At 41.5% G+C, this 25,305-nt stretch carries 25 protein-coding genes and 1 tRNA gene; 23 read left to right on the top strand and 3 right to left on the bottom strand.

What is annotated here, in order from left to right; all coding sequences use genetic code 11:
• The first annotated feature begins 142 nt into the window (after nucleotides 1–142).
• The 18 genes from L1272_RS04055 (at nucleotide 143) to L1272_RS03970 (ending at nucleotide 18,034) form a co-directional block, all read left to right on the top strand.
• On the top strand, nucleotides 143–592 hold the full coding sequence (locus tag L1272_RS04055; protein ID WP_062570609.1) for a hypothetical protein: 450 nt from the start codon (nucleotides 143–145) through the stop codon (nucleotides 590–592).
• A complete protein-coding gene (locus L1272_RS04050) occupies nucleotides 537–2,594 on the top strand; it encodes a phage terminase large subunit family protein (protein WP_235372809.1) in 2,058 nt (685 codons plus the stop codon). The genes L1272_RS04055 and L1272_RS04050 overlap by 56 nt, the downstream gene beginning before the upstream one ends.
• Nucleotides 2,595–2,596: 2 nt before the next feature.
• Nucleotides 2,597–3,118 (top strand): hypothetical protein, encoded by a 522-nt coding sequence (locus L1272_RS04045; RefSeq protein WP_062570611.1) that lies wholly within the window; start codon nucleotides 2,597–2,599, stop codon nucleotides 3,116–3,118.
• A gap of 5 nt (nucleotides 3,119–3,123) precedes the next feature.
• Nucleotides 3,124–4,677 carry a phage portal protein gene (locus tag L1272_RS04040; protein ID WP_235372808.1) on the top strand — a complete coding sequence of 518 codons (1,554 nt, stop codon included), beginning with the start codon at nucleotides 3,124–3,126 and terminating at the stop codon, nucleotides 4,675–4,677.
• A gap of 1 nt (nucleotide 4,678) precedes the next feature.
• The gene (locus L1272_RS04035) at nucleotides 4,679–6,559 is read left to right on the top strand and encodes a phage major capsid protein (RefSeq protein ID WP_235372807.1); all 1,881 of its coding nucleotides are present in this window, start codon (nucleotides 4,679–4,681) and stop codon (nucleotides 6,557–6,559) included.
• Between the two features lie 56 nt (nucleotides 6,560–6,615).
• The gene (locus L1272_RS04030; RefSeq protein WP_105182018.1) at nucleotides 6,616–6,867 is read left to right on the top strand and encodes a hypothetical protein; all 252 of its coding nucleotides are present in this window, start codon (nucleotides 6,616–6,618) and stop codon (nucleotides 6,865–6,867) included.
• On the top strand, nucleotides 6,868–7,149 hold the full coding sequence (locus L1272_RS04025) for a hypothetical protein (protein ID WP_235372806.1): 282 nt from the start codon (nucleotides 6,868–6,870) through the stop codon (nucleotides 7,147–7,149).
• A gap of 2 nt (nucleotides 7,150–7,151) precedes the next feature.
• Complete coding sequence (locus tag L1272_RS04020; protein ID WP_235372805.1) at nucleotides 7,152–7,700, top strand: phage tail protein; 549 nt, start codon at nucleotides 7,152–7,154, stop codon at nucleotides 7,698–7,700.
• A gap of 2 nt (nucleotides 7,701–7,702) precedes the next feature.
• Nucleotides 7,703–8,098 carry a phage minor tail U family protein gene (gene gpU / locus L1272_RS04015; protein ID WP_235372804.1) on the top strand — a complete coding sequence of 132 codons (396 nt, stop codon included), beginning with the start codon at nucleotides 7,703–7,705 and terminating at the stop codon, nucleotides 8,096–8,098.
• Nucleotides 8,099–8,101: 3 nt separating this feature from the next.
• Nucleotides 8,102–8,521 (top strand): phage tail tube protein, encoded by a 420-nt coding sequence (locus tag L1272_RS04010; RefSeq protein ID WP_235372803.1) that lies wholly within the window; start codon nucleotides 8,102–8,104, stop codon nucleotides 8,519–8,521.
• 2 nt (nucleotides 8,522–8,523) lie between these two features.
• Nucleotides 8,524–8,982 (top strand): hypothetical protein, encoded by a 459-nt coding sequence (locus tag L1272_RS04005; RefSeq protein WP_235372802.1) that lies wholly within the window; start codon nucleotides 8,524–8,526, stop codon nucleotides 8,980–8,982.
• Between the two features lie 65 nt (nucleotides 8,983–9,047).
• A complete protein-coding gene (locus L1272_RS04000) occupies nucleotides 9,048–9,284 on the top strand; it encodes a phage tail assembly protein T (protein WP_235372801.1) in 237 nt (78 codons plus the stop codon).
• A gap of 5 nt (nucleotides 9,285–9,289) precedes the next feature.
• Nucleotides 9,290–11,533: a hypothetical protein gene (locus tag L1272_RS03995; RefSeq protein WP_235372800.1), complete on the top strand. Its 2,244-nt coding sequence runs from the start codon at nucleotides 9,290–9,292 to the stop codon at nucleotides 11,531–11,533.
• A gap of 89 nt (nucleotides 11,534–11,622) precedes the next feature.
• Entirely contained in the window at nucleotides 11,623–12,003 is a 381-nt protein-coding gene (locus L1272_RS03990) for a hypothetical protein (protein ID WP_235372799.1), read from the top strand.
• A 2-nt stretch (nucleotides 12,004–12,005) separates the two neighbouring features.
• Nucleotides 12,006–14,621 (top strand): SGNH/GDSL hydrolase family protein, encoded by a 2,616-nt coding sequence (locus L1272_RS03985; RefSeq protein WP_235372798.1) that lies wholly within the window; start codon nucleotides 12,006–12,008, stop codon nucleotides 14,619–14,621.
• 8 nt (nucleotides 14,622–14,629) lie between these two features.
• The gene (locus L1272_RS03980; RefSeq protein ID WP_235372797.1) at nucleotides 14,630–15,121 is read left to right on the top strand and encodes a DUF1833 family protein; all 492 of its coding nucleotides are present in this window, start codon (nucleotides 14,630–14,632) and stop codon (nucleotides 15,119–15,121) included.
• A gap of 59 nt (nucleotides 15,122–15,180) precedes the next feature.
• Nucleotides 15,181–15,522, top strand: a complete 342-nt coding sequence (locus L1272_RS03975) for a hypothetical protein (protein WP_235372796.1) — start codon at nucleotides 15,181–15,183, stop codon at nucleotides 15,520–15,522.
• On the top strand, nucleotides 15,506–18,034 hold the full coding sequence (locus L1272_RS03970; protein WP_235372795.1) for a host specificity factor TipJ family phage tail protein: 2,529 nt from the start codon (nucleotides 15,506–15,508) through the stop codon (nucleotides 18,032–18,034). The genes L1272_RS03975 and L1272_RS03970 overlap by 17 nt, the downstream gene beginning before the upstream one ends.
• A 397-nt stretch (nucleotides 18,035–18,431) precedes the next feature.
• Here L1272_RS03970 and L1272_RS03965 read toward each other — a convergent pair whose 3' ends face one another.
• The 3 genes from L1272_RS03965 to L1272_RS03955 form a co-directional block, all read right to left on the bottom strand.
• Nucleotides 18,432–18,590 (bottom strand): hypothetical protein, encoded by a 159-nt coding sequence (locus L1272_RS03965; protein WP_235372794.1) that lies wholly within the window; start codon nucleotides 18,588–18,590, stop codon nucleotides 18,432–18,434.
• Nucleotides 18,591–18,824: 234 nt separating this feature from the next.
• Nucleotides 18,825–18,901 (bottom strand) — tRNA-Pro (locus tag L1272_RS03960).
• A 105-nt stretch (nucleotides 18,902–19,006) separates the two neighbouring features.
• A complete protein-coding gene (locus L1272_RS03955) occupies nucleotides 19,007–19,624 on the bottom strand; it encodes an arylesterase (RefSeq protein ID WP_054553006.1) in 618 nt (205 codons plus the stop codon).
• Here L1272_RS03955 and L1272_RS03950 point away from each other — a divergent pair, their 5' ends adjacent.
• From L1272_RS03950 to ruvB, 5 genes are all read left to right on the top strand, one after another.
• Entirely contained in the window at nucleotides 19,625–20,344 is a 720-nt protein-coding gene (locus L1272_RS03950) for an ABC transporter ATP-binding protein (RefSeq protein WP_054561283.1), read from the top strand. It begins immediately after the preceding gene.
• Complete coding sequence (locus L1272_RS03945) at nucleotides 20,334–22,835, top strand: ABC transporter permease (protein ID WP_235372793.1); 2,502 nt, start codon at nucleotides 20,334–20,336, stop codon at nucleotides 22,833–22,835. Before L1272_RS03950 ends, L1272_RS03945 begins: the two co-directional genes overlap by 11 nt.
• A 138-nt stretch (nucleotides 22,836–22,973) precedes the next feature.
• Nucleotides 22,974–23,498, top strand: a complete 525-nt coding sequence (gene ruvC / locus L1272_RS03940; RefSeq protein ID WP_054553009.1) for a crossover junction endodeoxyribonuclease RuvC — start codon at nucleotides 22,974–22,976, stop codon at nucleotides 23,496–23,498.
• 1 nt (nucleotide 23,499) lies between these two features.
• The gene (gene ruvA, locus L1272_RS03935; protein WP_054553010.1) at nucleotides 23,500–24,120 is read left to right on the top strand and encodes a Holliday junction branch migration protein RuvA; all 621 of its coding nucleotides are present in this window, start codon (nucleotides 23,500–23,502) and stop codon (nucleotides 24,118–24,120) included.
• A 7-nt stretch (nucleotides 24,121–24,127) separates the two neighbouring features.
• Nucleotides 24,128–25,132, top strand: a complete 1,005-nt coding sequence (ruvB, locus tag L1272_RS03930; protein ID WP_235372792.1) for a Holliday junction branch migration DNA helicase RuvB — start codon at nucleotides 24,128–24,130, stop codon at nucleotides 25,130–25,132.
• The last annotated feature ends 173 nt before the right edge of the window (nucleotides 25,133–25,305 follow it).

Raw genomic sequence — 25,305 nt, 5'->3', positions numbered from 1 at the left:
TCTTTGCTCACTTGAAAAATATATTCACGGGTCCTTTGAGCAATACCCTGTATACGAAGCTAAACTCGCGAATTTTTAACAGCTAGAACTTCCTATAAGGGGGTTCCGGTTTTTCATTGATATTAGATAGTTAGGTTTCAAATTGAATCAAGTTGAAATTGCAGAACATCTGGATATTTCAGAGCGACAACTTCGTGATGTGCTCTCACGCTTGAAGCTAGACCACAAAGTAAATTCATTGGAAGAAATTCGTTTGGCATATATTCGCGATTTGCGCGAAAAAGCCGCTGGGCGCACGCCAACGACTCATCGTCAAAAGCTTGATGAAGCAAAAACGCGCGAAGCAATCGCTAGCGCGCAAATGAAAGAACTCGAACTTTTCAAAGAACACAAACTTGTTTTAGACCGAACTCAAGTTCGCGATGCAATGGACCAGTGGACCATTATTGCTAAGTCTGAATATGAAAACTCAGTGGATAAAATCATTGCACTTATTGAAGATCAGTATGAGGTATCGATAGACCGTGAATCTATTAATGGAATCGTTGAGTCTACCTGCCGAGTTATTGGAGATTTCCAGTTCCAATCTTGACGATCTTATCAAAGAGGTAGCTGATGGGTGGTTGCCAGTAGAGCGCTTACCAACCAAAGAGTGGTTAGAAACTTACTTTAGGCTACCAGCTGAAGATTCAGACTTTTCAGGTTTATATAACGCTGACTTTGTTCCTTACTTTTGGGGCGTAATGCATGCTTTAGATAATGAGCATGTTGAGTTCATTGGGTTAACTAAAGCCGCTCAAATTGGCTGGACCATGCTGTTATGTGGGTGGTTATCTAAAAATATATGTGTAGAACCAAGCCGCATGTTGGGTCTGTTCCCTAAAGACTCTAAAGCGACTGACTTCATGGAAGAGAAATTTACACCTTGCGTCGAGGCGACGCCTGAGCTAGCAAAGCGTGTTGATGTATCAACAAGCCGTAAGTCGGGTAATCGAAACAATAAAAAGAACTTTCCTGGTGGTTCACTTAAGGTATTTGGTTCTAACTCTGTTTCTAACGTTAAGTCGACACCTTCGCCAGTTGTTGTCGTTGAAGAACCCGATGACACAAATGACAGCGTAGGTGATCAAGGTGATGCTATTCGCTTGGCAAGAGAACGGAACAAGCGCTTTAGAAAACGTAAGTTTGTGTTAGGTGGAACCCCAAGTGTTGCTGGCCTATCAAAAGTTGAGCACTACGTTAACTTAGGTTCGCAAAGAGTATTACCGATCATATGTCATGAATGTGGCGAGTCACACATTCTTGATTGGGAAAATGTGAGCTGGATCGAAAAAGAAGATGGCCCGGTTCATCCCATCTTTGGGCGCCACATACCAGAGTCAGCTTTATATGCGTGTCCTCATTGTGGGTCGGCCTGGTCTGATTGGCAGCGTCAGCAGAATATATTTAACACCTGCAAAAATGCAAAAGAGGCGGGTGATGAGTTTTGTGGCTGGGTAGCCACTGTTGAAAATGATGGTGTAGTTGAAACCTTTAAGGATTTGTCTGAGCTGTACGTATGTATTCCAGGCTCATCAATAGCCAGTATTGTTCGTGATTACTTAGAAGCTGAGTACGAAGCGAGGTTAGGGGATGAGAATGGGCGTATTGTTTTTCAAAACTCAAAGCTTGGTAAGCCTTATGAGTACAAGGATAAAGACTCACTTAACCATGAGGAGTTGCAAGAAAAGGCGGAAGACTACCCTGAGTTAGTTTGCCCAAGAGGTGGGCTGATTGTTACTGCTGGTATCGATGTTCAGCATGACAGACTTGCTATTATCATCAGGGCATTTGGCAGGAATGAAGAAAGCTGGCTAATGCTTTGGCGAGAAATAGCCGGCGATACTGCAGATAAAAATGACCCTGTTTGGAAAGAATTGGACGGAATCTTATTTAGTGGTTTTCAGCATGAGTCATTTGCAAACTTACATTTAAGCGCAGTAACTATTGATTCATCAGACGGCTCTACGAACCACTCTGTCTATCATTGGGTAAGAACCCGTAGCGCTAAACATCGCCGTATCTTAATTATGGCAGGCAAGGGCGATAGCCATGATAACGGCAAGCGAGAAATATTTCGTTTGCCACAAAAGCTAGACCATAACAATGCGCGTAAGGCTACTAAAGCTGATAAACATGGCGTGCAGGTTTATATGGTTGGGACGCACAAAGCAAAAGACCTGATCTCTAAACGGCTAAATGGGACAAGTGCTTATATGCATAGCTATTCAGATGCCCGAGTCGATTATTGGGAGCAGGTTACATCGGAAATAAAAGCGCCATCAAGAAACTTACGTGGTGCTCGAATTTGGCAAGTTAAATCAGGCCGTCGAAATGAAGCGTTAGACTGCGAAGTTTATGCATTGCATGCGGCAATGGCCACAAAAGTTCACACTAAAAAACCTAAAGATTGGGACTTGCTAGAGCAACGCTTGTCTCAGATAGATTTATTTGCACCTCAGCAAGAAGAAACAGAATTAGTTAAGAAACCAACGAAGCCCAAGCGTTCTAGTCAGCGCGCTGGGCGTGGTTCAGGATTCATTTCAGGTCATTAATTATGTCAGAACCAAAGAGCATCATTGCTGGTACCAAAGTTGTTTGGACAGCTCAATTTACTGGCGATGAAGGCGATGTGTCTCAATTTCAGTATGTTCTCTTATCAGAACAAAACCGAGTATCAATTGATGCAACCTTTGCCGCAGGCGAAGTAATTGTAAGCATGAGCTCAGCTGATAGCGCAGCTATTCAAGCAGGGCATTACACCTGGCATTTAATCCAAACGTTACATGGTGAGAACTATCAGTTAAATGAAGGACGCATAGAAGTTAAAGCTGATCCAACAGCAGCTCAGACAAGCACTGTATTAACTCATAACGAAAAAATGTTAGTTGCAATACGTAAGCGCTTAGAAGGGCGGGTTTTAACTGATCATGAAAACTACAGTATTGACGGTCGTAGCTTGTCGCGCATTCCATTTGAGAGTCTAAAGAAGTTTGAAAATGACTACGCCTGGAAAGTTCATAACGAAAAAGTAGCACGCGGTGAAATCACTCGCCGACGTTCAATTAGGTTTCGGTAAAGATTATGGGTTTATTGGATAAGATACTGGGGCGTGGTGATAACAATCAGCAACAAACGCCTGAAGTTCGTGATTACGAACAACCAGAGCAAGCTGCACGTAAGTTATCACCTCAACAAATTGCGGCACAAAAACGCTATGCTGCATCTAAATCTGATCGTTTGTTTAAAAACCCTATCGGTTATGGTTTAAGTGTTGATGAAACCTTGCGAAGAGATGTGGAGCGCTTACGAGCTGCAAGTCGATCTGCAGGTGAGGATGTTGGGTATATCAAAAAGTACTTTGGCATGGTGCAAACGCATATTGTCGGGGATAAGGGCTTTCGTCTTCAATCGCAGATACGAAATGCGCAAGGAGAGCTTGATAAGGATGCGAATAAATCTGTCGAGTTAGCTTATAAAGAGTTTTGTCGTAAAGGCTTTTGCGAAATATCTGGTCGTATGAATATGACCGAAGCTGACCAATTGATAGCGAAGACCGTTAGCCAAGATGGTGATATGTTGATCAGGCATATAGACAACGCACCTAATAAGTTTGGTTATGCTTTTCAGCTTATAGAAGCTGACTTGCTCGATGTTAATCTCTATAAAGTCCTGTCTAATGGCCATGTAATTAAAATGGGGGTTGAGCAGGACGGCTTTGGTCGTCACCTTGCGTACCATATTCTTACCAATCATCCAGGTGAATATACGTGGTCTACGGGCGGTAGACGATATATTCGGGTGCCTGCAGATGAGATTGTATTGCCATTCCCTATGTGGCGCCCAGGTCAAACTCGAGGCGTGCCCTGGGCCCATGCGTCGCTACTAGATATGCATGACATTCGTGGTTTTCGTGAAGCAACACTTGTTAGTGCACGAGTCGGTGCAAGCAATATGCTTATATATGAGCGGGACCCGGATCAGCCGCCTCCTGAAGATGACGAAAATTGGGAGAATGGCGAGTTTATTCAGGAACTCGAACCAGGTAAAAGTAATGTGGTACCAGATGGTTTTAAAGCTAGAGAAAGCCGCTTTGACATGCCTGATGATTCAACAGGTGATTTTCAAAAAGCAATCTTGCGTGGTGCAGCAAGTGGGGTAGATGCAAATTACAATGTTCTAGCAAACGACTTTGAAGGTGTTAGTTGGTCAACCTTAAGGCAAGCTGTCATTGAAGACCGTGAACATTGGAAACGCTTGCAAGGTTGGTATATCAGCCAAATCAAGAATGTTATTTATGAGCGCTGGCTTCGTAACGCACTCATTAGAAATCAAATTAAAGGTTTGTATGCTTATGATCTAGAGCGTGCAAATCATTATCAATTTTATGGCCGTCGGTGGCAGTGGGTTGACCCACTCAAAGACGAACAAGCAATTTCAGAAAGCTATAAAAACTTCACTGTTAACCCTATGGAAGTTCTTCAAGACAAAGGCCTTGATCCACAAGAACTCGCTGAGGGTTGGCAAAACTTCTTAGAGCTAATGGGCGACAACATTCAATTAGCTCAATCTATCGGCCTGATCAAAGGCTCATCGGTTAAGGCCAACGAACCCCCTCCAAAAGAAGACGAGGAATAATATGAAAGTTAATCAAATTACCCGTGACATGTTGGTCGGCGGTAAGTGTCCTATTGCCTATCGCTTTGCAGAAGTTGAGCAAGACAGCATCAATGTTGAAGAGCGCACAGTCACAATTTCATTTTCAAGTGAGTACGAAGTTGAACGCTGGGGCTGGTTTGAAACATTGGGTCATGAGGTAGATGAAGTTGATTTATCACGAATAGAACAAAATGGTCCATTTTTATGTGATCACAATTGGCAAGACCAACGAGGCGTAATCACTAAGGCTTGGGTAGAAAATGGCCGAGGCTACGCTGAAATAAAATTATCGCGAAATCCTTTAGGTGAGCAATTACTGATAGATATGCAAGACAGCATACGCACCAATATCAGTGTTGGTTACCGCATTTTAGAAGCCACGCTAACCAAGCGAGAAGGTGATAACGAGCATTATCGGATCACCAAGTGGCAACCTATGGAAATATCTTCCGTTTCTGTACCAGCCGACCCCACTGTCGGGGTGGGTCGTTCAGATGAAAATAGCAATAATGTCAATATCAGAGAGGCAATCAAAATGGATGAGAACGAAATCCTAGATGACATCACCCCGGCAGAAGATGAAACTCGTCAAACTCCGGCTCCTAATCAACAAACACAGCCGCGCTCACAGCAACAAGCACCATTTAGTGCCCCAGTAAATGATGCTCAGCGTATAGCGCAGACCGGTTCTCAATATGGTGCTGAAACACTTGCGAACGAATGTATCCGTGATGGTAAATCGTTTGAAGAGTTTAATTCGGCCTTATTGCGTGAGCTACAAAACAAGCGTAATGCACCTGATGCACAGTCAACAGTGTTTGACTTGGGGGTTGAGCAAAAGGACCTGCAGCGTTATAGCGTTCTTAAGTTATTTCGTGCGGTTGCAACTGGGAACTTTAAGCAAGCAGGCCTAGAGCGTGAACTATCAAATGCCATTGCTGAGCGCACTGGTAAAGATCCAGATGGTTGTTATGTAAGCCCGGAAGCATTGGGTTTTGGTATTCGTCAGCAGTTAGAACGTCAGATGCTAATGCGCCAACAGGCTGCAGGAACTACAGGTAAGGGGGCCGAGTTAATTGCTACTGAGCTACACAGTGAACTGTTTATTGAAGCTTTACGGGCAAAAGCAATGCTGGGTGGTTTAGGTGCTCGATATATGAGTGGTTTAGTAGGTAATTTAGATATTCCTAAGCATGCTGGCTCAGCGACATTTTATTGGGTGGGTGAAGATGGTGAAGCTACTGATTCAGATCTTAGCTTTACAACGGTTCAAATGTCACCGCATACAGTTGCTACTGCAGTGCCAATGACCCGCCGTATGATGATCCAATCTACCCCTGATATCGAAGCGTTGGTTCGTAACGATATTATGGAAGGTTTAGCGCTTGCATTAGATAGCGCTGGTATTAAAGGTACAGGTGCTGCGAATCAGCCAACAGGTATTATCAACACTGCAGGCATTGGCGCAGTTGATTTAACAGGTGGTGTTAACTGGGCAAAAATTGTTGAGTTTGAAACTGATGTAGCAGAAGCAAATGCAGATTCAGAAAGCATGGCTTACTTAATGCGCCCAAGTATGCGTGGCACTTTAAAAACCACAGAAAAGGCAGCAGGCACGGCTAAGTTCTTGTGGGGTGATGATAACCGTGTAAATGGTTATCAAGGTGTCGTTGGTACTCAAATGGATGCAGGTTCTATCTTATTTGGTGACTTCTCACAGCTTATGTTTGGTATGTGGGGGGCGCTTGATGTGGTACCTGACCGCGCCACTAAAGTTAAATCTGGTGGTTTAGTAATGCGTCTTTTCCAAGACGTTGATGTTGCGGTTCGCCACGCCCAAGCATTCAGCTACGGCTCTTAATCTCCCTGTAATATGGCGCCAATTGGCGCCTTTTACTTTTTAAAAAGGTATAAATCATGGCAAAGCAAACAGTTAAAAAAGTTAATTTCCGCGTTGACCGCGGTATTCGTATCAATGGTGAAAGTATTTATCCTGGCAAAGATAAAAAGAAACCAACGATTATCTCGATTCGTGAAACTCTGGCCAAGGAACTTGTGAATGCAAGTAAAGGCGAAATTGTAAATGATAAAGTCACCACTCAGGTGAAAGAGCCTTCGTCGGAAGATGCAGATCTTGATGCTGCATTTGGTCCAGAGAGTGAAGAGTAAATGAACTTTTCCGATGACCTTAATGCAGATCTGACCAATGTATTTTTTGCTGATTTTACTGATGTTAGTGTAATTGATGGCATTGAGGTTATCGGGTTTTTAGATATCAATGCATATCAATGGGCTGATATTGACTCAAATCAGCATATTTTTATCACTCCCCAGAGTGCCGGTTTTAATCTGCAGCGTCACGATACACTGACCATTTCAGGGAAGTTATACAAGTATGTTACTAAGCGCCAGCATGGCAACGTTACTCACCTAATAGTGGTACCAGGGTAATTATGACCATTATTAATATAAACCATAAACAGCTTACTTATGGGATGAACGAGTTAAGCAGAGATTTAAAGCGCATCACCAAAGAAGGCGATCGTGCTGTCCAATCTGTTCTGAATCGTGGACTAACCTCAATTAGAAAAGAAGCTGTTAAAGAGTCTGCTATTGCCTTAGCTGTGCCTCAGAAGGTGCTGCGAAAGCGTACATCAACACGCCGTGCAAGCCCTAAAAAATTGCGGATTATCATTACTGCAAGGACCCGCGCTATTAACGCTGTCGTTGCCGGCGCAAAAGAAACCGATACCGGTTTGAGCTTAGGGCCCTATGAATGGGATGGTGGATTTATTGTCACAAGCAAATACGGTAAGAGGGTGGGAGTTAAACGTTATGGTAAGAAAAGGTACCCACTTCAACCCACTGAAATTGGTAAAAGCTTTGTACACCGAGAAGTGAAAAGAGGGCTTGAAAATGCGCGAGCGCGCTTTGAACGTCGATATAGCCGTGAGTTGGCTAAAGAAATAAATAAACGTTACACGCGAATATTAAGAAAATAGTTATGGCAACCAGACAACAAATTAGGGCCAGCATCAAGCAATTGATAGCTGGCTTTTTTACAGCAACGTTTGATTTTAGACCAGCCCAATTTTACAAAGAAGAGCTGCCATGCAGTGCGGTGTTTTTTGATAGCGGTGAGTCTGTAAGGGATTTTGATGATGATACTGACACCAATGCGCAGTTATCACTTGAAATAATTATAGATAGCAATGGTAAACAGGATACAGAGTTAGATGTGTTTGCTAGCCAAGTTGAAGCTGTCATTCGAGCTGATAACACCTTAAATGGCTTGGTCGATGCTATTTACAGAGTCGGTTTTCAGTACGACCGAGACCCAGAATCATTAACTGCATCACTTACCTTATTTTTTAAAGTTCAATATGAAGACGAGGACTAAACAATGCTAGGCAATAAAGTAACTTTACATCGTTCAACTGATAACGGTACAGCATATGGCGAAAAGATTGCCAATATTGTTGACCTTCAGCCAGGTGCAAAAACAGCTGAGACTCATGAAAACACCACATATGGTGCTGAGCATGATTACAAAGAATATGATTATGGCTTAAAGGATGGTGGTGAATACACGTTTGTTTTTAAATATGAGCCAGGTAACAGTGATATGGAAGCGATTGCTGATGCATTAGATAACGGCACGAAAGAGTATTTACAGCTTCAGTTTCCTTCGCCAATTAGTAAGTCAAAGTCATTCCGATGCCTGGTTACTGAAGTCGGCGACCAAACACCTGTTGGTGAGCATGTAAAACGCTCAATTAAGGTGAAAGTTGACGGCCCTATCGATGAATCGGCATTGGCATAATTATGATTGCATGGCTTAAAAGGTGGCTTGCAGAACGAGCAATGCCAGTTGACCCGAACTTTAAACATCGACTAGTGGCCAAGCAAAAGCTTGGTCATTTTTTTATCGTGGAGTTAGGCGCGAGTGATTATGTGATCATTCATGACATGTTAGGCCGTATCCAAGCAGAAGATACTGATGATGTAACTAAGTCTCGTGAATTAATGGGGCTTCGGTATATGGCGCTTGCCATGTCATTGAGAACGGGCAATGGACGTATGCCTTTTGATTGGCAAAATGATGTTGACCTTATGTATTTGGCAACACTACCTCACTCAAAAGTCATACCTGCTTTGGACGAAATAGCGGCTATTTCAGGTATCGATTGGATAACGCCTAGTTTTATTCCAAAAGAAACTGACACCCAGCTAGAAGAAGTTGAGCAACCAACTCAAGAAGACTTAGACGCAAACCCCTCTTAGGCCAACCGAACCGTAGATTTGCCCTGCGGTTGGCACAAAAGAACGGGGCAACCAATGTTGATGACATGCTTTTAAATATGTCATCAACTCAATTTATAGAGTGGCAGCAATTTGCTCAGCTTGAGCCTTTTGGTGCACAAGTCGATGAATTTCAGTTAGCGGCGCTTAGAGCGCTAGTCACAAACTATCTCAGCTCCAATAAACAAAATATAAAATCCGTAAATGATTTCATGCTTAGCGCTGTTGAACGGCCAAAAGAGCGTGAGAAAACGGTGGAAGAAATTTACCAATTGTTTGGATAAATATCATGGCCAATGAACACAAAGTCATTTTAAGTGCTGATACTCGATCGCACCGTACAGAGTTTAATAAGTCAGTAGAAGCAAATAAAAAGTTTACGCTCTCTATTCAAAATGTATCTGACCAAACAAAGCTATTTGCAGCTAAGACTCGCACCTATTCAAATATGGCAGGTAAAGCGATTGCCGGATTTGCAACAGTAAGTATTGCTGCATATGCGGCGATTTATAAGAAACAAGCTGAGTTTATTGATCAACAAGCAAAAACGGCAGACCGCTTAGGTATATCAACAGAAGCCTTAATTGGTTTGCAGCATGCAGCTAATCAAACCGGTGCGAGCACAGAAAGCCTCAATATGGGGTTACAGCGAATGACCAGACGTATAGGGCAAGTTGCAGCAACGGGAAGTGGTGAAGCGACTGTCGCGCTTGAGCAATTGGGGATCTCAATTGATGAGATAAAGGATAAAAGCCCTGATCAACAATTTGCCCTCATTGCAGAAAAAATGAAAGGCGTACACGAGCAAGGCCAAAAAGTATTTTTAACTCAAAAGCTATTTGATTCTGAGGGTGTGAAATTACTGAATACTCTTAACTTAGGGGCTGATGGTATTGCTGCCATGATCACTGAAGCAGAAGAATTAGGTATTACATTTAGTCGAATCGATGCCTCAAAAGTTGAAATGGCCAATGACTCATTTGACCGAGCAGAAAAGCTTTTATCATCGTTTGGTACAAAACTAGCCACTGAAACTGCACCTCTTGTTGGTGCCTTATCAGACCTTTTCGTTGAAACAGCAAAAGAAGCCGGTGGCTTCGGTAAACTCGCCCAGCAGGTCATAGGAAAAGTATCAACTGGTATTGGTGTAATGGCTGACGGTGTTCATGGTTTAAACGTTCTTTTTAATGGTGCGAAAGTCGTTGCTATGGGTTTTTCGACAGCGCTATGGCAAGGGCTGGCTTTTGTAATAAACAAAGGGATTGTACCTTTTGCTAATAGGGTGACTAATGGCATTTTATTTCCGCTCAGAAAAGTATTAGAGCTTGCTCAGCATATTCCTGGTGTAGGTGATTCTGCGAAAAAGGCACTGGCAGAGTTAAATAAACTCGGAAATGCTGAGGGTTTTAAAACACTGGATGAAATAGGTGAAACTGCATTCGATAGCCTTATGCAAGCGAAAGAAGATCTTCATAACTCTATGATGGAACCGCTACCCTCAGAGCGTATAAAGGGGTGGATTGAGGATGTTCAAGCAAAATTTCAAGCAGCTGCAGCAGAACAAACGAGTAAAGGCGGAAAAACAGGCTTATCCAATTTAATTTCTTCAGACCAACAAGCTCTAGTTGATGCGGCTAAAAAACAATATGAAAAGATTTATGAAGCTCAATTGGCCCTGGAAGGTAAAGAAATTGAACTTGAGAATCGTCGCTTTGAACGTCAACAGCAGCAAATGGAAAAAGAGTTCCAGTTGCTGCGTGATAAGAACCTACTAACCGCTGAAATTGAAGCATCTTATAAGCTGGCTAAGGAGCAGGCCGAAGCACAGCACCAACAAAACATAACTAACATTCAAAAAGAGCAGCAAGAAGCTAGAGAAAAGAAAGAAAAAGAACATAAAGAAAAGTTAGACAAAGAAGAAAAGACTCGTATCGATACTATGCAGCAATCATACGACAGTTTGTTTAACGTGATGAGCGGTTACTTTGATGGCATGGACAGTAAAAAAGCGAGCTATGCGAAATCAGCTATGAGTATTGGTGCTGCCATGCTTGATGATGAAAAGAGTAATTCAATACAAAGTATTTGGACGAATACCTATGATACTGCGATGAAAGCATATAACGCGCTTGCTGATATTCCTTACGTTGGGCCTGTACTTGGTGCTGCAGCTGCAGGTGTTGTTATTGCTGCAGGTGGTATGTATGCGGGTAAAGTGAGTGGCTTAGCTTCTTTCGATGGTGGTGGTTATACAGGTAACTTACCACGTTATGGTGGTGTTGATGGTAAAGGTGGTTTCCATGCCATTTTACATGGTAATGAAACAGTTGTTGACCACAGTAAGGGGCAGTCACTAGGTGCAAATGTAACTGTGAACTTGTTTGAAGATGCGAGTAGAGCAGGTTCGACAACACGTAGTTCAGGGCCATCAGGTGAAGAAGTTATCAATATATTTGTGACGAGTATACGCCAAGGTGGTGAAGCTTCATCCGTTCTTGAAAATACCTATGGCTTACAAAGGCAGGGTTTCTAAGTATGTTAGTTCGATACCCCAAAGACCTAAAACTTCCCCTTGTTTCAACTCACCGACTATCCCAAAACCCTAATTTATTAAGAACTGAAATGGCAAGCGGTCGAGCTCGGCAGCGCAAGCGCTTTCAATCAGTGCCAACGACAATGGCTGCAACGTGGAAACTGAAGGCTGACCAGGCCGTTATTTTAGAAGGGTTTGTGAAACACGGTACCAACGATGCGGTTAACTGGTTTGTTATGCCAATTCGCACACCCCAAGGCTTAATTGATCACGATGTACGTTTTAAACAAAGCCCGCTGGAGTCATGCAGTTTCAATGGCGGGTTTTGGAGTTACAGCGCGAATATAGAAATTAAAGAGCGGCTGGTAGTGGGTGAGGAAGCCACAGCTAACAGCTTATTAGAACCAAATACCTTCGATGAATTTGTTAATGGCGTTTCTGACGCATTAGATACTTACCAGGAGAATTAGAAATGTCATTTTTTAGTTTAGTTACAGAGCTTGAGACCTTACTTGGTCAATTGAATACTATTTTAGCAGGTGCCGATGATGAAACAGTGCAAGTAAACGGTGTCACAAAAGATAGTATTTCTAAAGCTATAAAAGATAAGTTTACAGAACTTCTAACAGGTCAAAGAAGTGGTGTTATTGCATTCAAAACATATGCAGAGCTTGATGCTTACACACCTACCACAGAACAAAGAACGGCATCATTTAAGGTTGCTAACGACTCAGATAGTACGAAGAATGGTTATTATCACTGGATTAGCGGAACAACCTATGAAAAAGATGCAGAGCTAGTTGCAAATATAATTAGTAAATTGAATACGAGCGACCCTGTTTCAGGAAAAGCTGTGCATGATGAAGTTTTAACTTCATTAAAGTCTGTTTTCTTAACGGGTGGAACTTTAAAAAGTGGCAAAGCACTATCTTATGGAAGTATTGAGGGTAAATATATTCGGTCAGATGGCACTGAAGCTTCAGTTTCAAGTTTTTCATGTACGACTTTTATACCTGTAATGCCCAGTAAAAGTTATTTGATAGAGACAAGCATACAAGATAGTGCAGGTATTGCTTACTATGATCAGCTAGGAAATTTTATATCATTTGTTGATGCTGATTTACTTGCAGAAAATAACAATGTTCTAACCACCCCTAGCAATGGTTATTTTTTAAGAGCGTCCTTTTTAACAGCAAATAAAATGTCTCTATTTGCTAACGAGGACATAACCTATAGAAATACATTATTAGAGCTATTAAAGAGAGATGCTGAAGCTGAAAAGTCACTTTTTAGCAAAGAGCTGATATTTGGCGGCGCAGTAAAAAGTGGTAACAAATTAACGGTCAGCACAACATCAGGCGCTTATATAGATAGCAATGGCGAAGTTAAATCATTTTCATCATCAACATCGTACACAATGTTTATACCGGTTGTTCCGGCTAAAAGTTATCGTATTGAAGCAGTCATACAAGATAATATGAGGCTCGCTTATTACAATAAAGACTTTGAACTTATTTCAGTTCTTAGTGGTGATGACTTAGCAGCAAGCAATAATTTGCTCTTAACACCAGACCATTGTGCATATGTTCGCTCATCGTTTCATACACCATATGGTTTTAGTTTTTATGCAAATGAAAGCATTTCTTATCCTAGCTTATTACTTGATATTCAAAGAGATGCGAAGCGAAACATTGAATTTATAGATTATGTGCCCCAAGTCGGAAAGCTGCTTACATCAACGGGTAATGTCTCTAATAATAATGATTTCGACTACACGTCTTTAGAAGTTAAAGCCGGAGATATTTTATATATAGAAGGTTATGTAACAGGAAATGCTCGCCTGCATAATGCTAATGGTGAGTTGTTCCCGGGTAATGATTCGACTGAACCAACACTTTGCTCTGACTGGGTGCTAATTGAATCAGATGGAAACTTGGAGATTAGTTACATACGTAGCAAAGGACTGATTCTATATAAACAACGCAGTTATACAGCATTGAAAAAGGAGCTTAATAGAATTGAGTCTTTAACTAAATCAGTGCAAGAAGATGTTGATAGAATTTTTGTTCCATTTGATGCTAGTCCATTTGCTCAAGATGGATACTACCTAAGAAGCAATGGAGATAAAGGCTCATCAGCTCCATTCACCTACATTAGTTTACCTGTTGAAGCCGGTGACGCTTTTCATATTTCTGGTTATGTTCAAGACCTAGCTCGTTTGCATGATGCGAATGGGGTTGTGTATCCAGAAAGTGAGGTTGTAGGTGGTGTACGTTCGGATGATACTGTTTACATTAAAGAAACTGGCGTATTGCATATTAGTTATCTAAAGTCAAAGCCGTTTGAGATAAGAAAAATAGCTATCTTAGAAGGAATTGCTGAAACCATAGACAAAAAAATACAAAGACATAACTTTAATGTAGATGTTTCTTTTTGCAAAGCCTTTCATCGTAATGTCTTATGTCTTGGGGACAGTTTAACTAGTGGCGCAAATTATGATGTGGGCGGTTCAATCGAAGAGTGTTATCCATACTACCTGAACTTAATTTCAGGTTGGGTGACAACTAATGCTGGTTACTCTGGTTATGCACCTATCCAAATTTGGGATAAGCACATTAACAGTTATGATGCTGCCAACTATGATGCGTGTATATTGTGGTTAGGTACAAATAACGGCTTAACAGACACCATTTATGATGACACATCAAGTGGCGATTATTTGACATATGCAAATACTGAAACAGGGCGTTACTGCTCAATTATCGAGAAGTTATTAGCAGATAACCCTAATATCAAATTGTATTTTGTCACGGTGTTTGCAACGGAAGGCAGTCTTTCTACAACGAACAATGTGATTAGCCAGCTAGCTGAGAAATACAATGGTTATTTAATTGATTGCAATCCTGACGGCATTATTTTTCCAGCACCAGAAATACACAAGTATAACGGTGTACATTTCGACAAGATTGGTAACGCCATTGTTGCAAATACGTTTTATAACTCGATGTTAAATTCTATAAATGACAACATACAAGATTTTGATGTTGTCTTGCTAGGAAATAGAACGTCTAGCGTCTTTGATAATTAGTTTAAATTATGAGCGAAGTACTCCAACGCATCTACGCAAGCGCCCCAGTTAATGATATACCTATTCACACACTAGAACTTAAGGCTGCCGATTTATGGGAGCTTAGGATTTGTGATGGCTTTGATGACCAAGTCGCTGGTATTGAAAATGGCTATATGGTTACATTTAAAGCCAGTGGTATGGGTGTGTCGTTACCGCAGCGAGGTGTTAAAGGGCGCCAGGACTTACAATTTCAAATTGATAATGTATCTGGTGAAGCACTTGCACTGATTGATCAGGCAATTGATGCGGGCGTAAAAATTGATGTAATTTACCGTGTCTATGTATCGAGTGACCTAAGCGAACCTGCAGAACCGGCTGTTACAATGAAAGCAGCTGACGTTCAAGCTACTTCACAGAGCATTAATGTAGTTGCATCATTTAATGATCTTGTAAATAAAGCTTGGCCTAACAAGCGCTATACACCTTCCATTGCCCCTGGGCTCAAATACTTCAGTTAATAATGTCATACACAATTAACGATTATTTAAGTGTTCCTTATGTGAATGAGGGGCGAGATATGTCTGGTTTTGACTGCTGGGGTCAAACTCGGCATCGCCTCCATCACTATTATGGTCAACCATTGTTCGAATCGTTTGGCCATATTCACCCTGACGACAAAAACCTGCTTACTGAAGCGTATCAACAAATTGTTTCCAACTTTAGAGCTTGCGAACCATCACCCGGTGTTGTGGCGTGCGGTTTTAAGTTTGGTAGCTTAATTCACATCGGCACAGTTGAAATAATCGACGGTAAGCTTGAAATACTTCATACATCCCGCCGTAAAGGACCATCAATTGACAGCATCGCTGACTTCAAGCGGTTATTTAAAGAGGTTAAATTTTATGAATATGTGGGTTGATATTAAAGTTTACCCAAACAAATTAGACCCGTCTTTAATGGAACCTTGCAAATGCAAGGTTGGTTCGACACTTCATGAATGGCTGACTGAAAATGTCCCTGCTTATTATGAAAGTGAAGAACCACTTTTTACTGTGCTTATCAATAAGCAAATCTTATTACCTACAAATTGGAAGACTTATCAATTTAAGGCGTCGGATGATGTGAGTATCATTGTTGAGCCAAAAGAGCCTGCAACTATCGCTTATGCAGTTATTGCCGTAATAGCTGTAGGTTATGCCGTATATACCGCAAATCAAATCCCCGATAACTATAACTCTACAACTCCCGATGGTAGCAGTATTTATGATGTAAATACCCAAGGAAATAAGCCCAGGCTTATGGGCATTATCCCTGAAGGAGCAGGGCGCCATAAAATTTACCCTGACTATTTAACAATGCCACGACGAGAATATATTGATAATGAGCAATGGCTTTATTTGATGTTAAGTGTAGGTGTTGGGCGATATGAAATATTATCGAATGAAATGTTCATCGGTAATACTCCAACAACAAGTTATGCCGGCGATATTGATATACAGGTGTTTGAGCCTGGCGAAAACGTAACAGGCCATGAAGCTCACAGAAATGTTTATACCTCAAGTGAAGTAGGTTCAACATCAGGAAGTACTGGTATTGAATTAAAAGGGCGGGTTACTTCAACAGGGGGAGATAATGGCTCCTATGAGTACTCTTTCGCTGGTGATGAGCTAATAGTTCATTATGTTGAGTGGGATGGTGAATTTGGAGGTCAAACACGACTTAAATCAGTGCCACCATTTGATGTTGGCGAAGTTCTTTCAATAACAGGCTCTTTAAATGGCCAAAACGATGGGTATTTTGAGCTGCTAAACAAAGGCTCAGGTGGTAGCCAGGTGAATAAGGTTGATGGGCAGTCCCAAGATGACCCAACATGGACAAGTTTTGTAACTGAAAGCACATCGAATGCAACGGTTATTGTTGAAGATGGTGGCGGCGACGGTCAATTTAATGGGCCGTTTTTCGCATGCCCAGCAGGAGAAGTGACTGACAAACTTTGGTTCGATTTTCGTTTACCACAAGGTTTAGGTGAGCTTGATGATGATGGTAATTTTTTAAGTTGCACAGTAACCGTTCAAATAGAGTACCGTGCTGAAGGTGCTCAAGACTGGACTGCAGTTGATGACGAAGTATTTACAAATTCTACAAATGATGAACTAGGGCGAACGGTACCAGTTACATTACCATCTAAAATAAGGCCTGAGGTACGAGTAAAAAGGGCCACAGCAGCAACTGACGATACGCGTATTTATGACGATATATTTTGGACTGCCCTTAAGGCCGAATTAAATAGCGCGACTAGCTATGATGGTTTAACCACAATAGCAATTAAGATCCGTGGCACAAATGCTTTAGCCGGCACAGCTGAAAATAAATTTAATGTTATTGGTACCCGCATTTTGCCAGTGTATGAAAATGGCGCTTGGAGTGCACCAAGGCCAACAACTGATATAGCCCCATTTTTTGCACATGTATTAAAAAGTGCAGGGCATAGCGATGACAAAATAGGCCTAGAAGCATTAAATACATTACATCCTATTTGGCATGGTCGAGCAGATGAATTTAATGCTGTGTTTGATAGTGAGAGTACTGTTTTTGAAGTTCTAAAACGTATTCTTGCAGTCGGTTTTGCTGAGCCTACGATTGATTATGGAAAAATTACACCTGTACGTGATCAAAAGCGAATTAACTATCGTCACATGTATCAACCAGATAACTATATTGGCATGCTTAAGCGCTCTATTAAGCTGATGGATGATGATGAACCTGACGGTATCGAAGTCGAGTACTTCGACCCTGTTACATGGAAGTCAGAAACAATACTTTGTTTGTTACCGGGTGACGAAGGTGCTAACCCAGAAAAAGTCAGAGCCTTTGGGATAACAAACCGCGATAAGGCTTATCAGTTTGGTATGCGAAAACGCCGTATTAGGCGTTATCGACGCACTCGGTTTGATTTTAAAACTGAAATGGATGCACTGAATTCAAAGTACCTAGACTTTTGCGCAGTCGCTGATGATATACCAGGCTATGAACAAACAGGTACTGTAATAGGGCATGTTGGTCGCTCTATCTACCTTGATAACCCTGAACTGCAATGGCAAACAGGGCAAACACATATTCTAGCGTTAAGAAAACCAGACGGCACCCTATCAGGCCCTTACAATGCATCACCTGGCAGTGACTCCACTGAAGTAATCATCGATGCTGATTTAGACTTTACACCGGTACTTGATGGTTCAATTGAACCACCTCTTTATATGTTTGGTATCACTACACGGTGGTGTAATGGGGTGCTTATAAAAGATATAAAGCCGTCATCAACAGATCAGGTTTCAGTAACCGCTGAGCTTGATGACGAACGAGTTTACCTAGATGATGATAGTCCAGCGCCAACAACAACTAGTATCACAATTCCAAATATTTATTTCTGATAAATCTTAATCTAAGTGAACTTAATGCTATGTATAGTGTCTAAAATTTTGCTAACAAGGAGTTGGCTTCACTTTTTTACTTTCCATCTCATCGTAATTAGAAATTACAATTGTAAGATTTCATTTTAATAAAAGGATTTAACTATGTTAACTTTCGCAACTATCGATTCATGCCAATTAATTTCATCTATCTTCGCAAGCTTTATTGCAGCTTGGTTATATAATCAATTTTTCAATGCCCCAGGACCTCAGCCGGGAAACGAAAAAAAGATTGTGCTTTTACAAGCTAATAGTCAGTTGGTTGAGCCGGTTACATTCAATCGTATAGTTATGAGAATTATAATTCGAAAAACTATTTGAAAGACCCAGTATTAGATATCATAGACTGGTATGGATTTTACCTGCCAGTCTTTTCATTAAACCTTTTGAACATTCCATTCAATACTATGGCCATTCCGACACCAATCAAAAAGCCTATAATGTTTCCGTAGATAGTAAGAACTGCTATTAAAGCAATTAATAGGAACGCAACAATAACTTTTAAAATCCCTTTCATACTTTCTCCTTAAAAATTGTTTAGAGAAAATAACGATCGCAAAAAGACTATAGATTAGCAAGCAGATTTGGAAGTAAGGAAAGATGTTTCATCAAAATAAGTAATGCATCCATCCTAATTATAAACGCATGTTTGAAAAGAATAATACAAATATAATACAAAAATAATACAAATTAGCAGTTGCTAATATATAAGTTTCATTGACTTATCTTTATGATAAATAAGGGGAAAAGATGGTCGGCATAGCAGGATTTGAACCTGCGACCCCTGACACCCCATGACAGTGCGCTACCAAGCTGCGCTATATGCCGACGTTGCAAGCCATAGTACGGCTTTTTTTATAAAAATCAATATCCCCGCAGTTCGATTGCCTGTTTATTGTTCAGGTAATCCACATTAAATCAATGGGCTAGAGGTTAGTCTAGCCAATCGTTGATCGTTTTGTACATAAAGTCGCGTATTAATGGTTGAGCATCGGCATTAGGGTGCAAGTTATCGTTTTGCATAAGTTCAGGGCGGCCTGCAATGCTAAGCATGAAAAAGGGCATGAGCTCAGAATCTGTTTCATCGGCAATGGTTTTAAAGCTATCGGTGAAAAGTTTGGTATAACGTGGGCCATAGTTTGGTGGAATTTGTACTTCCATTACGGCGGTTTTCGCCCCAATTTTTTGGCTTTTTGCAATTAAATCACGTAAGTTAGCTTGCAGGCGTTTAATAGGGAAACCTCGTAAACCATCGTTTCCGCCAAGCTCAATGAGTACATGAGTGGGTTCAAATTCGCTCAGTAACGCGTCGAGTCGCCTTAGAGCACCGCCTGTGGTTTCACCGCTAATACTGGCGTTTACTAGGTATACAGATTGGTCTTTTTCATCGTACTTATCTTGTAACAATTTAACCCAGCCTTGCTCTTGTTTAAGACCGTAAGCGGCGCTTAAACTGTCACCTAGAATTAAAATTGTGTTGTCAGCTGCTGCCGTAAGTGGTTTGATTACTAACAGTAAAACGAATATAAAACGTAGGATTGGATGCATCATATGTCAGCGCTTTCTCAATTAAACATCATTCAAGTTAAAGGACTTTCTAAAACGGTCACCACGGTTGAGGGCGACCTGACCATCCTCAGTGACATCAGCTTTAATGTCAAGTCGGGTGACTCAGTTGCCGTGGTGGGCACCTCTGGTTCGGGTAAGTCTACTTTATTAAGTTTATTGGCGGGCCTTGACCAATCAACGGGCGGCAGTATTCATTTAGACGGAGCTGCATTACACGAATTAGATGAAGAAGCACGCGCAGCACTTCGCGCTGAAAAAGTAGGTTTTGTATTTCAGTCTTTTATGCTTGTACAAAGCTTAACAGCCCTTGAAAACGTAATGCTTCCCGCTGAACTTGCAGGAAGCAAAGACGCTAAACAACAAGCCCTAGAGCTACTTGAAAAAGTAGGCTTAAGCCATCGTGTGGGTCATTACCCATCGCAATTATCTGGTGGTGAGCAGCAACGTGTAGCAATTGCTCGTGCATTTATAGGCACACCGAAAATCTTATTTGCCGATGAACCATCAGCAAACCTTGATAGCAAAAACGGTAAATTAATTGAGTCTCTATTATTTGAGCTAAATAAAGAGCACGGCACGACACTTATTTTAGTAACCCATGATGAGCAGCTTGCACAAAAGTGCCAGCAAATTTTACATATTGAAGCAGGGCAGTTAGTAACTGTAAAAGAAAGCGAAGGAGTGCAAGCGAATGTGGGCTAAATTAGCACTAAAACTGTTTTCACGTGAGTTTAAGCGTGGCGAATTAACAGTGATCAGTGCAGCAATAGCCTTAGCTGTTCTCACTGTTTTAACACTGTCTATGGTTACCGACCGCATTGGTCAAAGTATTGAAGAAAAAAGCAGCGCCTTTATTGCCGCTGACCGCGTTTTAGCGAGTAACCATGCTTTGCCTGCTGAGTTTTTAGATAAAGCCAACCAAGAAAACTTACGCACCGCTAAAATAACTTACTTCGATACCATGTTATTTGCCGGTGACGAAATGCAACTTGGCTCGGTTAAAGCGGTATCAAACACCTATCCGTTAAAAGGCGAGTTAAAAGTAAAAACTAGCCTGACTGGTCAACCACAAGTAACAAACGATATCCCAAGTCGTGGTGAAGTGTGGTTAAGTGAATCTGTGTTTTATGCGCTAAACATTAAAGTGGGCGATAAAGTAGAGCTTGGTGCTGCTACGTTTACGGCTAGTCATGTTGTAGCCGAAGAGCCTGATGCACCGTTTAATGTGTTCTCGAGCAGCCAGCGAATCTTAATCAATGAAGCAGACATTGCTGTTACAGAGGTAATTCAGCCGGGCAGCCGGGTGTTTTACCGCCAACTTTATGCTGGCGACAAAGACAACTTAGATACCTTTTATGCGTGGTTAAAACCACAGATGAAAGAAAACCAGCGTTGGTATGGCGTTAAAGACCGCCAGTCACCTATTTCTAATAGTTTAAATCGTGCCGAAAGCTATTTATTGCTAGCTGGTTTACTTGGCATTATTTTAGCTGCCGTTGCTATTGCGGTATCGGCAAAACGTTATTGTGAGCGTCAGTACGACCCAGTTGCTATGATGAAAACGCTTGGCGGTAGCCGCGCTATGATCCGTAAAATCTATTTATTACATTTGAGCCTTGTATGTTCAATGTCGGTGATAGTCGGTTTACTGATTGGTTATGGTTTACAAGCGATTGCCACTGATTATTTAGCACAAACCATGGGTTCAGCACTGCCAAGTGCATCGGCAAAACCTTGGATCATTGCGATTAGCACGGGTGTGATTTGTGCGGTTATGTTTTCAATTAAACCGCTACTCGATTTATTTGATATTCCGCCGCTGCGTGTGCTTCGCCGTAACTTAGGCGACCGTTTATTAGTAAGTAAAGTGCACCTTACTATGTCGGCGCTTACTGTGTTTTTACTGATGTGGTTATTTAGTAACAACATCAAAATTAGTGCAATTTTGTTCCTTTCTACGGCATTTTTAATTGCGGTGTTATTTGCTTTATCAAAGGTTATTTTTGGTGGTGGCCGCAAACTTGGCTTGAGTCCGGGCAACAGTTGGTCATTGGCGATTGCGTCAATTCAAAAGCGTGCCAATGTGAATGCGGTACAATTAATTAGCTTTGCTTTGGCTATCAAGCTATTACTGTTTTTAATTGTACTTAAGAACGACATGATTTCGGATTGGCAGTCGCAGCTTCCCGAAAATGCCCCTAATTCATTTTTAGTGAACATTACTGAGCAAGAGTTAGAGCCTATTACTAGCTTCTTAGCGCAAAAGGATATGCCAACGTCTGATTTCTATCCGGTTGTTCGTGGCCGTGTAAATGCCGTAAATGGTGAGTTGATTGCCCGCGAAGTATCACAAGAAGACAACGAAAAGAAAGATGAAGAAGCCCGCTCTGGTATTGGCCGTGAGTTAAACCTAACTTGGCGTAAAGACTTGCCTAATCAAAACGAGCTTATCGACGGTGCATGGTTTAGTGAAGACTCAGTAGCTGAGGCATCGGTCGAAGAGTCGATGCTTGAACGCCTTGATGTAAAAATAGGCGATACGCTTACTTTCTTAATTGGCGCGCAATCATTCGATGCAAAAATTACCAGTGTACGTAAGGTTAATTGGACCACGCTTAGACCTAACTTCTTTATTATTTTAAGCCCTGATGTGCTAGCGAGTTTCCCGGCTACTTATATTTCTTCAGTGAATGTAAAAGCAGAGAAAAAACGTGAGTTTAATGAGCTAATGCGCCAATACCCAACGGTTAACGTGATAGATGTTGAAAGCTTCATTAAACAAATTCGCTCAACCATAGAGCAAGTATCGTTAGCGATTGGCTTTGTACTAGCGATTGTGGTTGCCTGTGGCGCTTTAGTACTTATTTCACAAGTACAAGCAAGTTTGGGTGAGCGAATGCAAGAGATTGTTATTTTGCGAACTTTAGGTGCGAAAGGGCGCTTAATTAAAAATGCCACCTTGTATGAGTTTTTATTATTAGGCGTTACTGCAGGTTTAGTCGCTGCCATTGTCAGTGACATCGCTCTGTTAATAGTGCAAAAACAAATGTTCGATTTAGCAGGTAAGTTCCACCCTCATATTTGGGTTATTGGCCCAGCAGTCGGGGGCTTATTTGTGGCATGTTTAGGTTATTTGATGATAGCCCGCACAATGCGAAAAAATACCCAAGGCTTATTACGCTCGCTCGCGTAAATGTCTTAATTAAAGGTTGACTATAAAATGCTCGCAATTGCGGGCATTTTTTATGAATTGCAATTGGTTACTGGTAATTTATACAGTGCTCTGGCATTATTAAGCGCAGATAATAATGATAATAGACGAGTCAGTTAGTTGGCGATTATTTTAGGGATTGATCCTGGTTCAAGATTAACAGGGTACGGCGTGATTGCTCACCAAGGTGCTAAGTTCACTTATTTAGGCAGTGGCTGCATTAAATTGGCCGATCACGATTTTCCGATACGCTTAAAAATGATTTACCAAGGGATCAGTCAATTGGTAGAGCAATTCTCACCAGACAGTTTTGCTATCGAAAAAGTGTTTATGGCACACAACCCAGACTCAGCGCTTAAACTCGGTCAAGCACGTGGCGCTGCTATCGTTGGTGCTTCAATGGCAGAGCTGCCAGTTTATGAATATTCGGCTAGGCAAATTAAGCAGGCCGTTGTAGGTAATGGCGGAGCCGATAAGTCTCAAGTACAGCATATGGTTAAAAACATTTTAAAGCTGCCAGGTACCCCTCAAGCCGATGCCGCAGATGCCTTAGCAATTGCTATTTGTCATGCTCACTCAGAACAAAATTTAATAAAACTTGCGGGCAGTGCGAGCAAAACCGTAAGAGGACGATTAAGGAAGTAATATGATTGGTCGATTAAATGGCTTACTAGTAGAAAAGCAGCCACCAGAAATTCTTATCGAAGTAAGTGGTGTAGGCTACGAAGTACAAATGCCGATGACTTGCTTTTATGATTTACCGGCAGTGGGTGAGCAAGCGATTATTTATACCCATTTTGTGGTACGTGAAGATGCCCAGCTATTATTTGGCTTTAACAACAAAACCGAACGCGCTTTATTTAGAGAGCTTTTAAAAGCCAATGGTGTAGGGCCAAAGCTTGGTCTAGCTATTTTATCGGGTATGTCGGCGCAGCAATTTGTAAGTTGTGTTAATAATGAAGATGCGACCACACTGGTTAAACTACCGGGCGTTGGTAAAAAAACGGCTGAGCGTTTAGTGCTCGAAATGAAAGACCGGCTTAAAAATTGGGGTAATGACTTATTTACACCATTTAGCGATAATGCCGTCATTGAGCCATCAAGTGATGATACCCTAGTGGCAAATAATGCTGCTGATGATGCTGTATCAGCACTTGTGGCATTAGGCTATAAGCTACCGCAAGCACAAAAAGCGGTTAAAACAGTGAACAAACCAGATATGACGACCGAGGTTCTAATTAAAGAAGCTCTAAAATCAATGTTGTGAGTAAACCATGATTGAAGCAGATCGCTTAATAGATGCGAGTGAACAAAGTAACGAAGACAGTGTTGATCGTGCCATACGACCAAAACTGTTAACCGATTACACCGGCCAGCCGCATGTTAAGCAGCAAATGGAAATTTTTATTGAGGCTGCTCGCCATCGTGGCGAAGCGCTGGATCACTTATTAATATTTGGTCCACCGGGTCTTGGTAAAACCACACTTGCAAACATTGTTGCCAACGAGCTTAACGTTAATATTAAAACAACGTCGGGGCCAGTGCTTGAAAAAGCAGGGGATTTAGCCGCACTTTTAACGAACCTTGAAGAAGGTGACGTACTGTTTATTGACGAAATTCACCGTTTGAGCCCGCAAGTCGAAGAGATTTTGTATCCAGCAATGGAAGATTATCAGCTGGATATCATGATAGGTGAAGGCCCTGCAGCACGTTCAATCAAGCTTGATTTACCGCCATTTACTTTAATTGGCGCAACAACTCGTGTAGGCTCACTCACCTCACCACTTAGAGACCGTTTTGGCATCGTACAGCGATTAGAGTTTTATTCAGTTGAAGACCTCTCAAAAATTGTTGCCCGTTCAGCAAGCTTTTTAGACTTAACCATGTGTGATGAAGGCGCTACAGAAATCGCCAAGCGCTCACGTGGTACACCTCGCATAGCTAATCGTTTATTACGCCGCGTTCGTGATTACACCCAAGTGAAATCAGACGGTAAAGTGAATGCTACAGTTGCCGAGCAAGCCCTCGATATGATTGATGTCGATAAAAGCGGTTTTGACTACATGGATAGAAAATACTTGCTAGCTATTATCGAAAAATTTATGGGCGGCCCCGTTGGCCTTGATAACCTAGCGGCTGCAATTGGCGAAGAAAAAGAAACCATTGAAGATGTGATAGAGCCGTTTTTAATTCAACAAGGCTTTATACAACGCACCCCACGCGGACGACTTGTTTCAGACATTGCCTACCTGCACTTTGGATTAACGCCAGAAAAATAACTAAAAACCCCGCGAAGCGGGGTTTTTAGTAGTTAGATTTCAGAAGTTAGATATTAGTTGATCGAGAGGGTGGTTTTATTTTTGTGTAATTAACAAAAAGCTTGCTATAGATGATATTAGTTTTACTTTGTCCTAACCACTAACCACTAACCACTAACCACTAACCACTATCC

It is taken from the genome of Pseudoalteromonas sp. PAST1 (genome assembly GCF_021532515.1).
Lineage (GTDB): Bacteria > Pseudomonadota > Gammaproteobacteria > Enterobacterales > Alteromonadaceae > Pseudoalteromonas > Pseudoalteromonas simplex.
Note: the sequence above shows the minus strand (reverse complement) of the source record. Positions and strands in the feature narration are given on the sequence as shown.

Bases quoted from the DNA above. Each gene is read 5' to 3' on its own strand.
- L1272_RS04050 (WP_235372809.1), top strand. From the start codon at position 537: ATGGAATCGTTGAGTCTACCTGCCGAGTTATTGGAGATTTCCAGTTCC.
- L1272_RS04045 (WP_062570611.1), top strand. From the start codon at position 2,597: ATGTCAGAACCAAAGAGCATCATTGCTGGTACCAAAGTTGTTTGGACA.
- L1272_RS04040 (WP_235372808.1), top strand. From the start codon at position 3,124: ATGGGTTTATTGGATAAGATACTGGGGCGTGGTGATAACAATCAGCAA.
- L1272_RS04035 (WP_235372807.1), top strand. From the start codon at position 4,679: ATGAAAGTTAATCAAATTACCCGTGACATGTTGGTCGGCGGTAAGTGT.
- L1272_RS04030 (WP_105182018.1), top strand. From the start codon at position 6,616: ATGGCAAAGCAAACAGTTAAAAAAGTTAATTTCCGCGTTGACCGCGGT.
- L1272_RS04025 (WP_235372806.1), top strand. From the start codon at position 6,868: ATGAACTTTTCCGATGACCTTAATGCAGATCTGACCAATGTATTTTTT.
- L1272_RS04020 (WP_235372805.1), top strand. From the start codon at position 7,152: ATGACCATTATTAATATAAACCATAAACAGCTTACTTATGGGATGAAC.
- gpU (WP_235372804.1), top strand. From the start codon at position 7,703: ATGGCAACCAGACAACAAATTAGGGCCAGCATCAAGCAATTGATAGCT.
- L1272_RS04010 (WP_235372803.1), top strand. From the start codon at position 8,102: ATGCTAGGCAATAAAGTAACTTTACATCGTTCAACTGATAACGGTACA.
- L1272_RS04005 (WP_235372802.1), top strand. From the start codon at position 8,524: ATGATTGCATGGCTTAAAAGGTGGCTTGCAGAACGAGCAATGCCAGTT.
- L1272_RS04000 (WP_235372801.1), top strand. From the start codon at position 9,048: ATGCTTTTAAATATGTCATCAACTCAATTTATAGAGTGGCAGCAATTT.
- L1272_RS03995 (WP_235372800.1), top strand. From the start codon at position 9,290: ATGGCCAATGAACACAAAGTCATTTTAAGTGCTGATACTCGATCGCAC.
- L1272_RS03990 (WP_235372799.1), top strand. From the start codon at position 11,623: ATGGCAAGCGGTCGAGCTCGGCAGCGCAAGCGCTTTCAATCAGTGCCA.
- L1272_RS03985 (WP_235372798.1), top strand. From the start codon at position 12,006: ATGTCATTTTTTAGTTTAGTTACAGAGCTTGAGACCTTACTTGGTCAA.
- L1272_RS03980 (WP_235372797.1), top strand. From the start codon at position 14,630: ATGAGCGAAGTACTCCAACGCATCTACGCAAGCGCCCCAGTTAATGAT.
- L1272_RS03975 (WP_235372796.1), top strand. From the start codon at position 15,181: ATGTCTGGTTTTGACTGCTGGGGTCAAACTCGGCATCGCCTCCATCAC.
- L1272_RS03970 (WP_235372795.1), top strand. From the start codon at position 15,506: ATGAATATGTGGGTTGATATTAAAGTTTACCCAAACAAATTAGACCCG.
- L1272_RS03965 (WP_235372794.1), bottom strand. From the start codon at position 18,590: ATGAAAGGGATTTTAAAAGTTATTGTTGCGTTCCTATTAATTGCTTTA.
- L1272_RS03955 (WP_054553006.1), bottom strand. From the start codon at position 19,624: ATGATGCATCCAATCCTACGTTTTATATTCGTTTTACTGTTAGTAATC.
- L1272_RS03950 (WP_054561283.1), top strand. From the start codon at position 19,625: ATGTCAGCGCTTTCTCAATTAAACATCATTCAAGTTAAAGGACTTTCT.
- L1272_RS03945 (WP_235372793.1), top strand. From the start codon at position 20,334: ATGTGGGCTAAATTAGCACTAAAACTGTTTTCACGTGAGTTTAAGCGT.
- ruvA (WP_054553010.1), top strand. From the start codon at position 23,500: ATGATTGGTCGATTAAATGGCTTACTAGTAGAAAAGCAGCCACCAGAA.
- ruvB (WP_235372792.1), top strand. From the start codon at position 24,128: ATGATTGAAGCAGATCGCTTAATAGATGCGAGTGAACAAAGTAACGAA.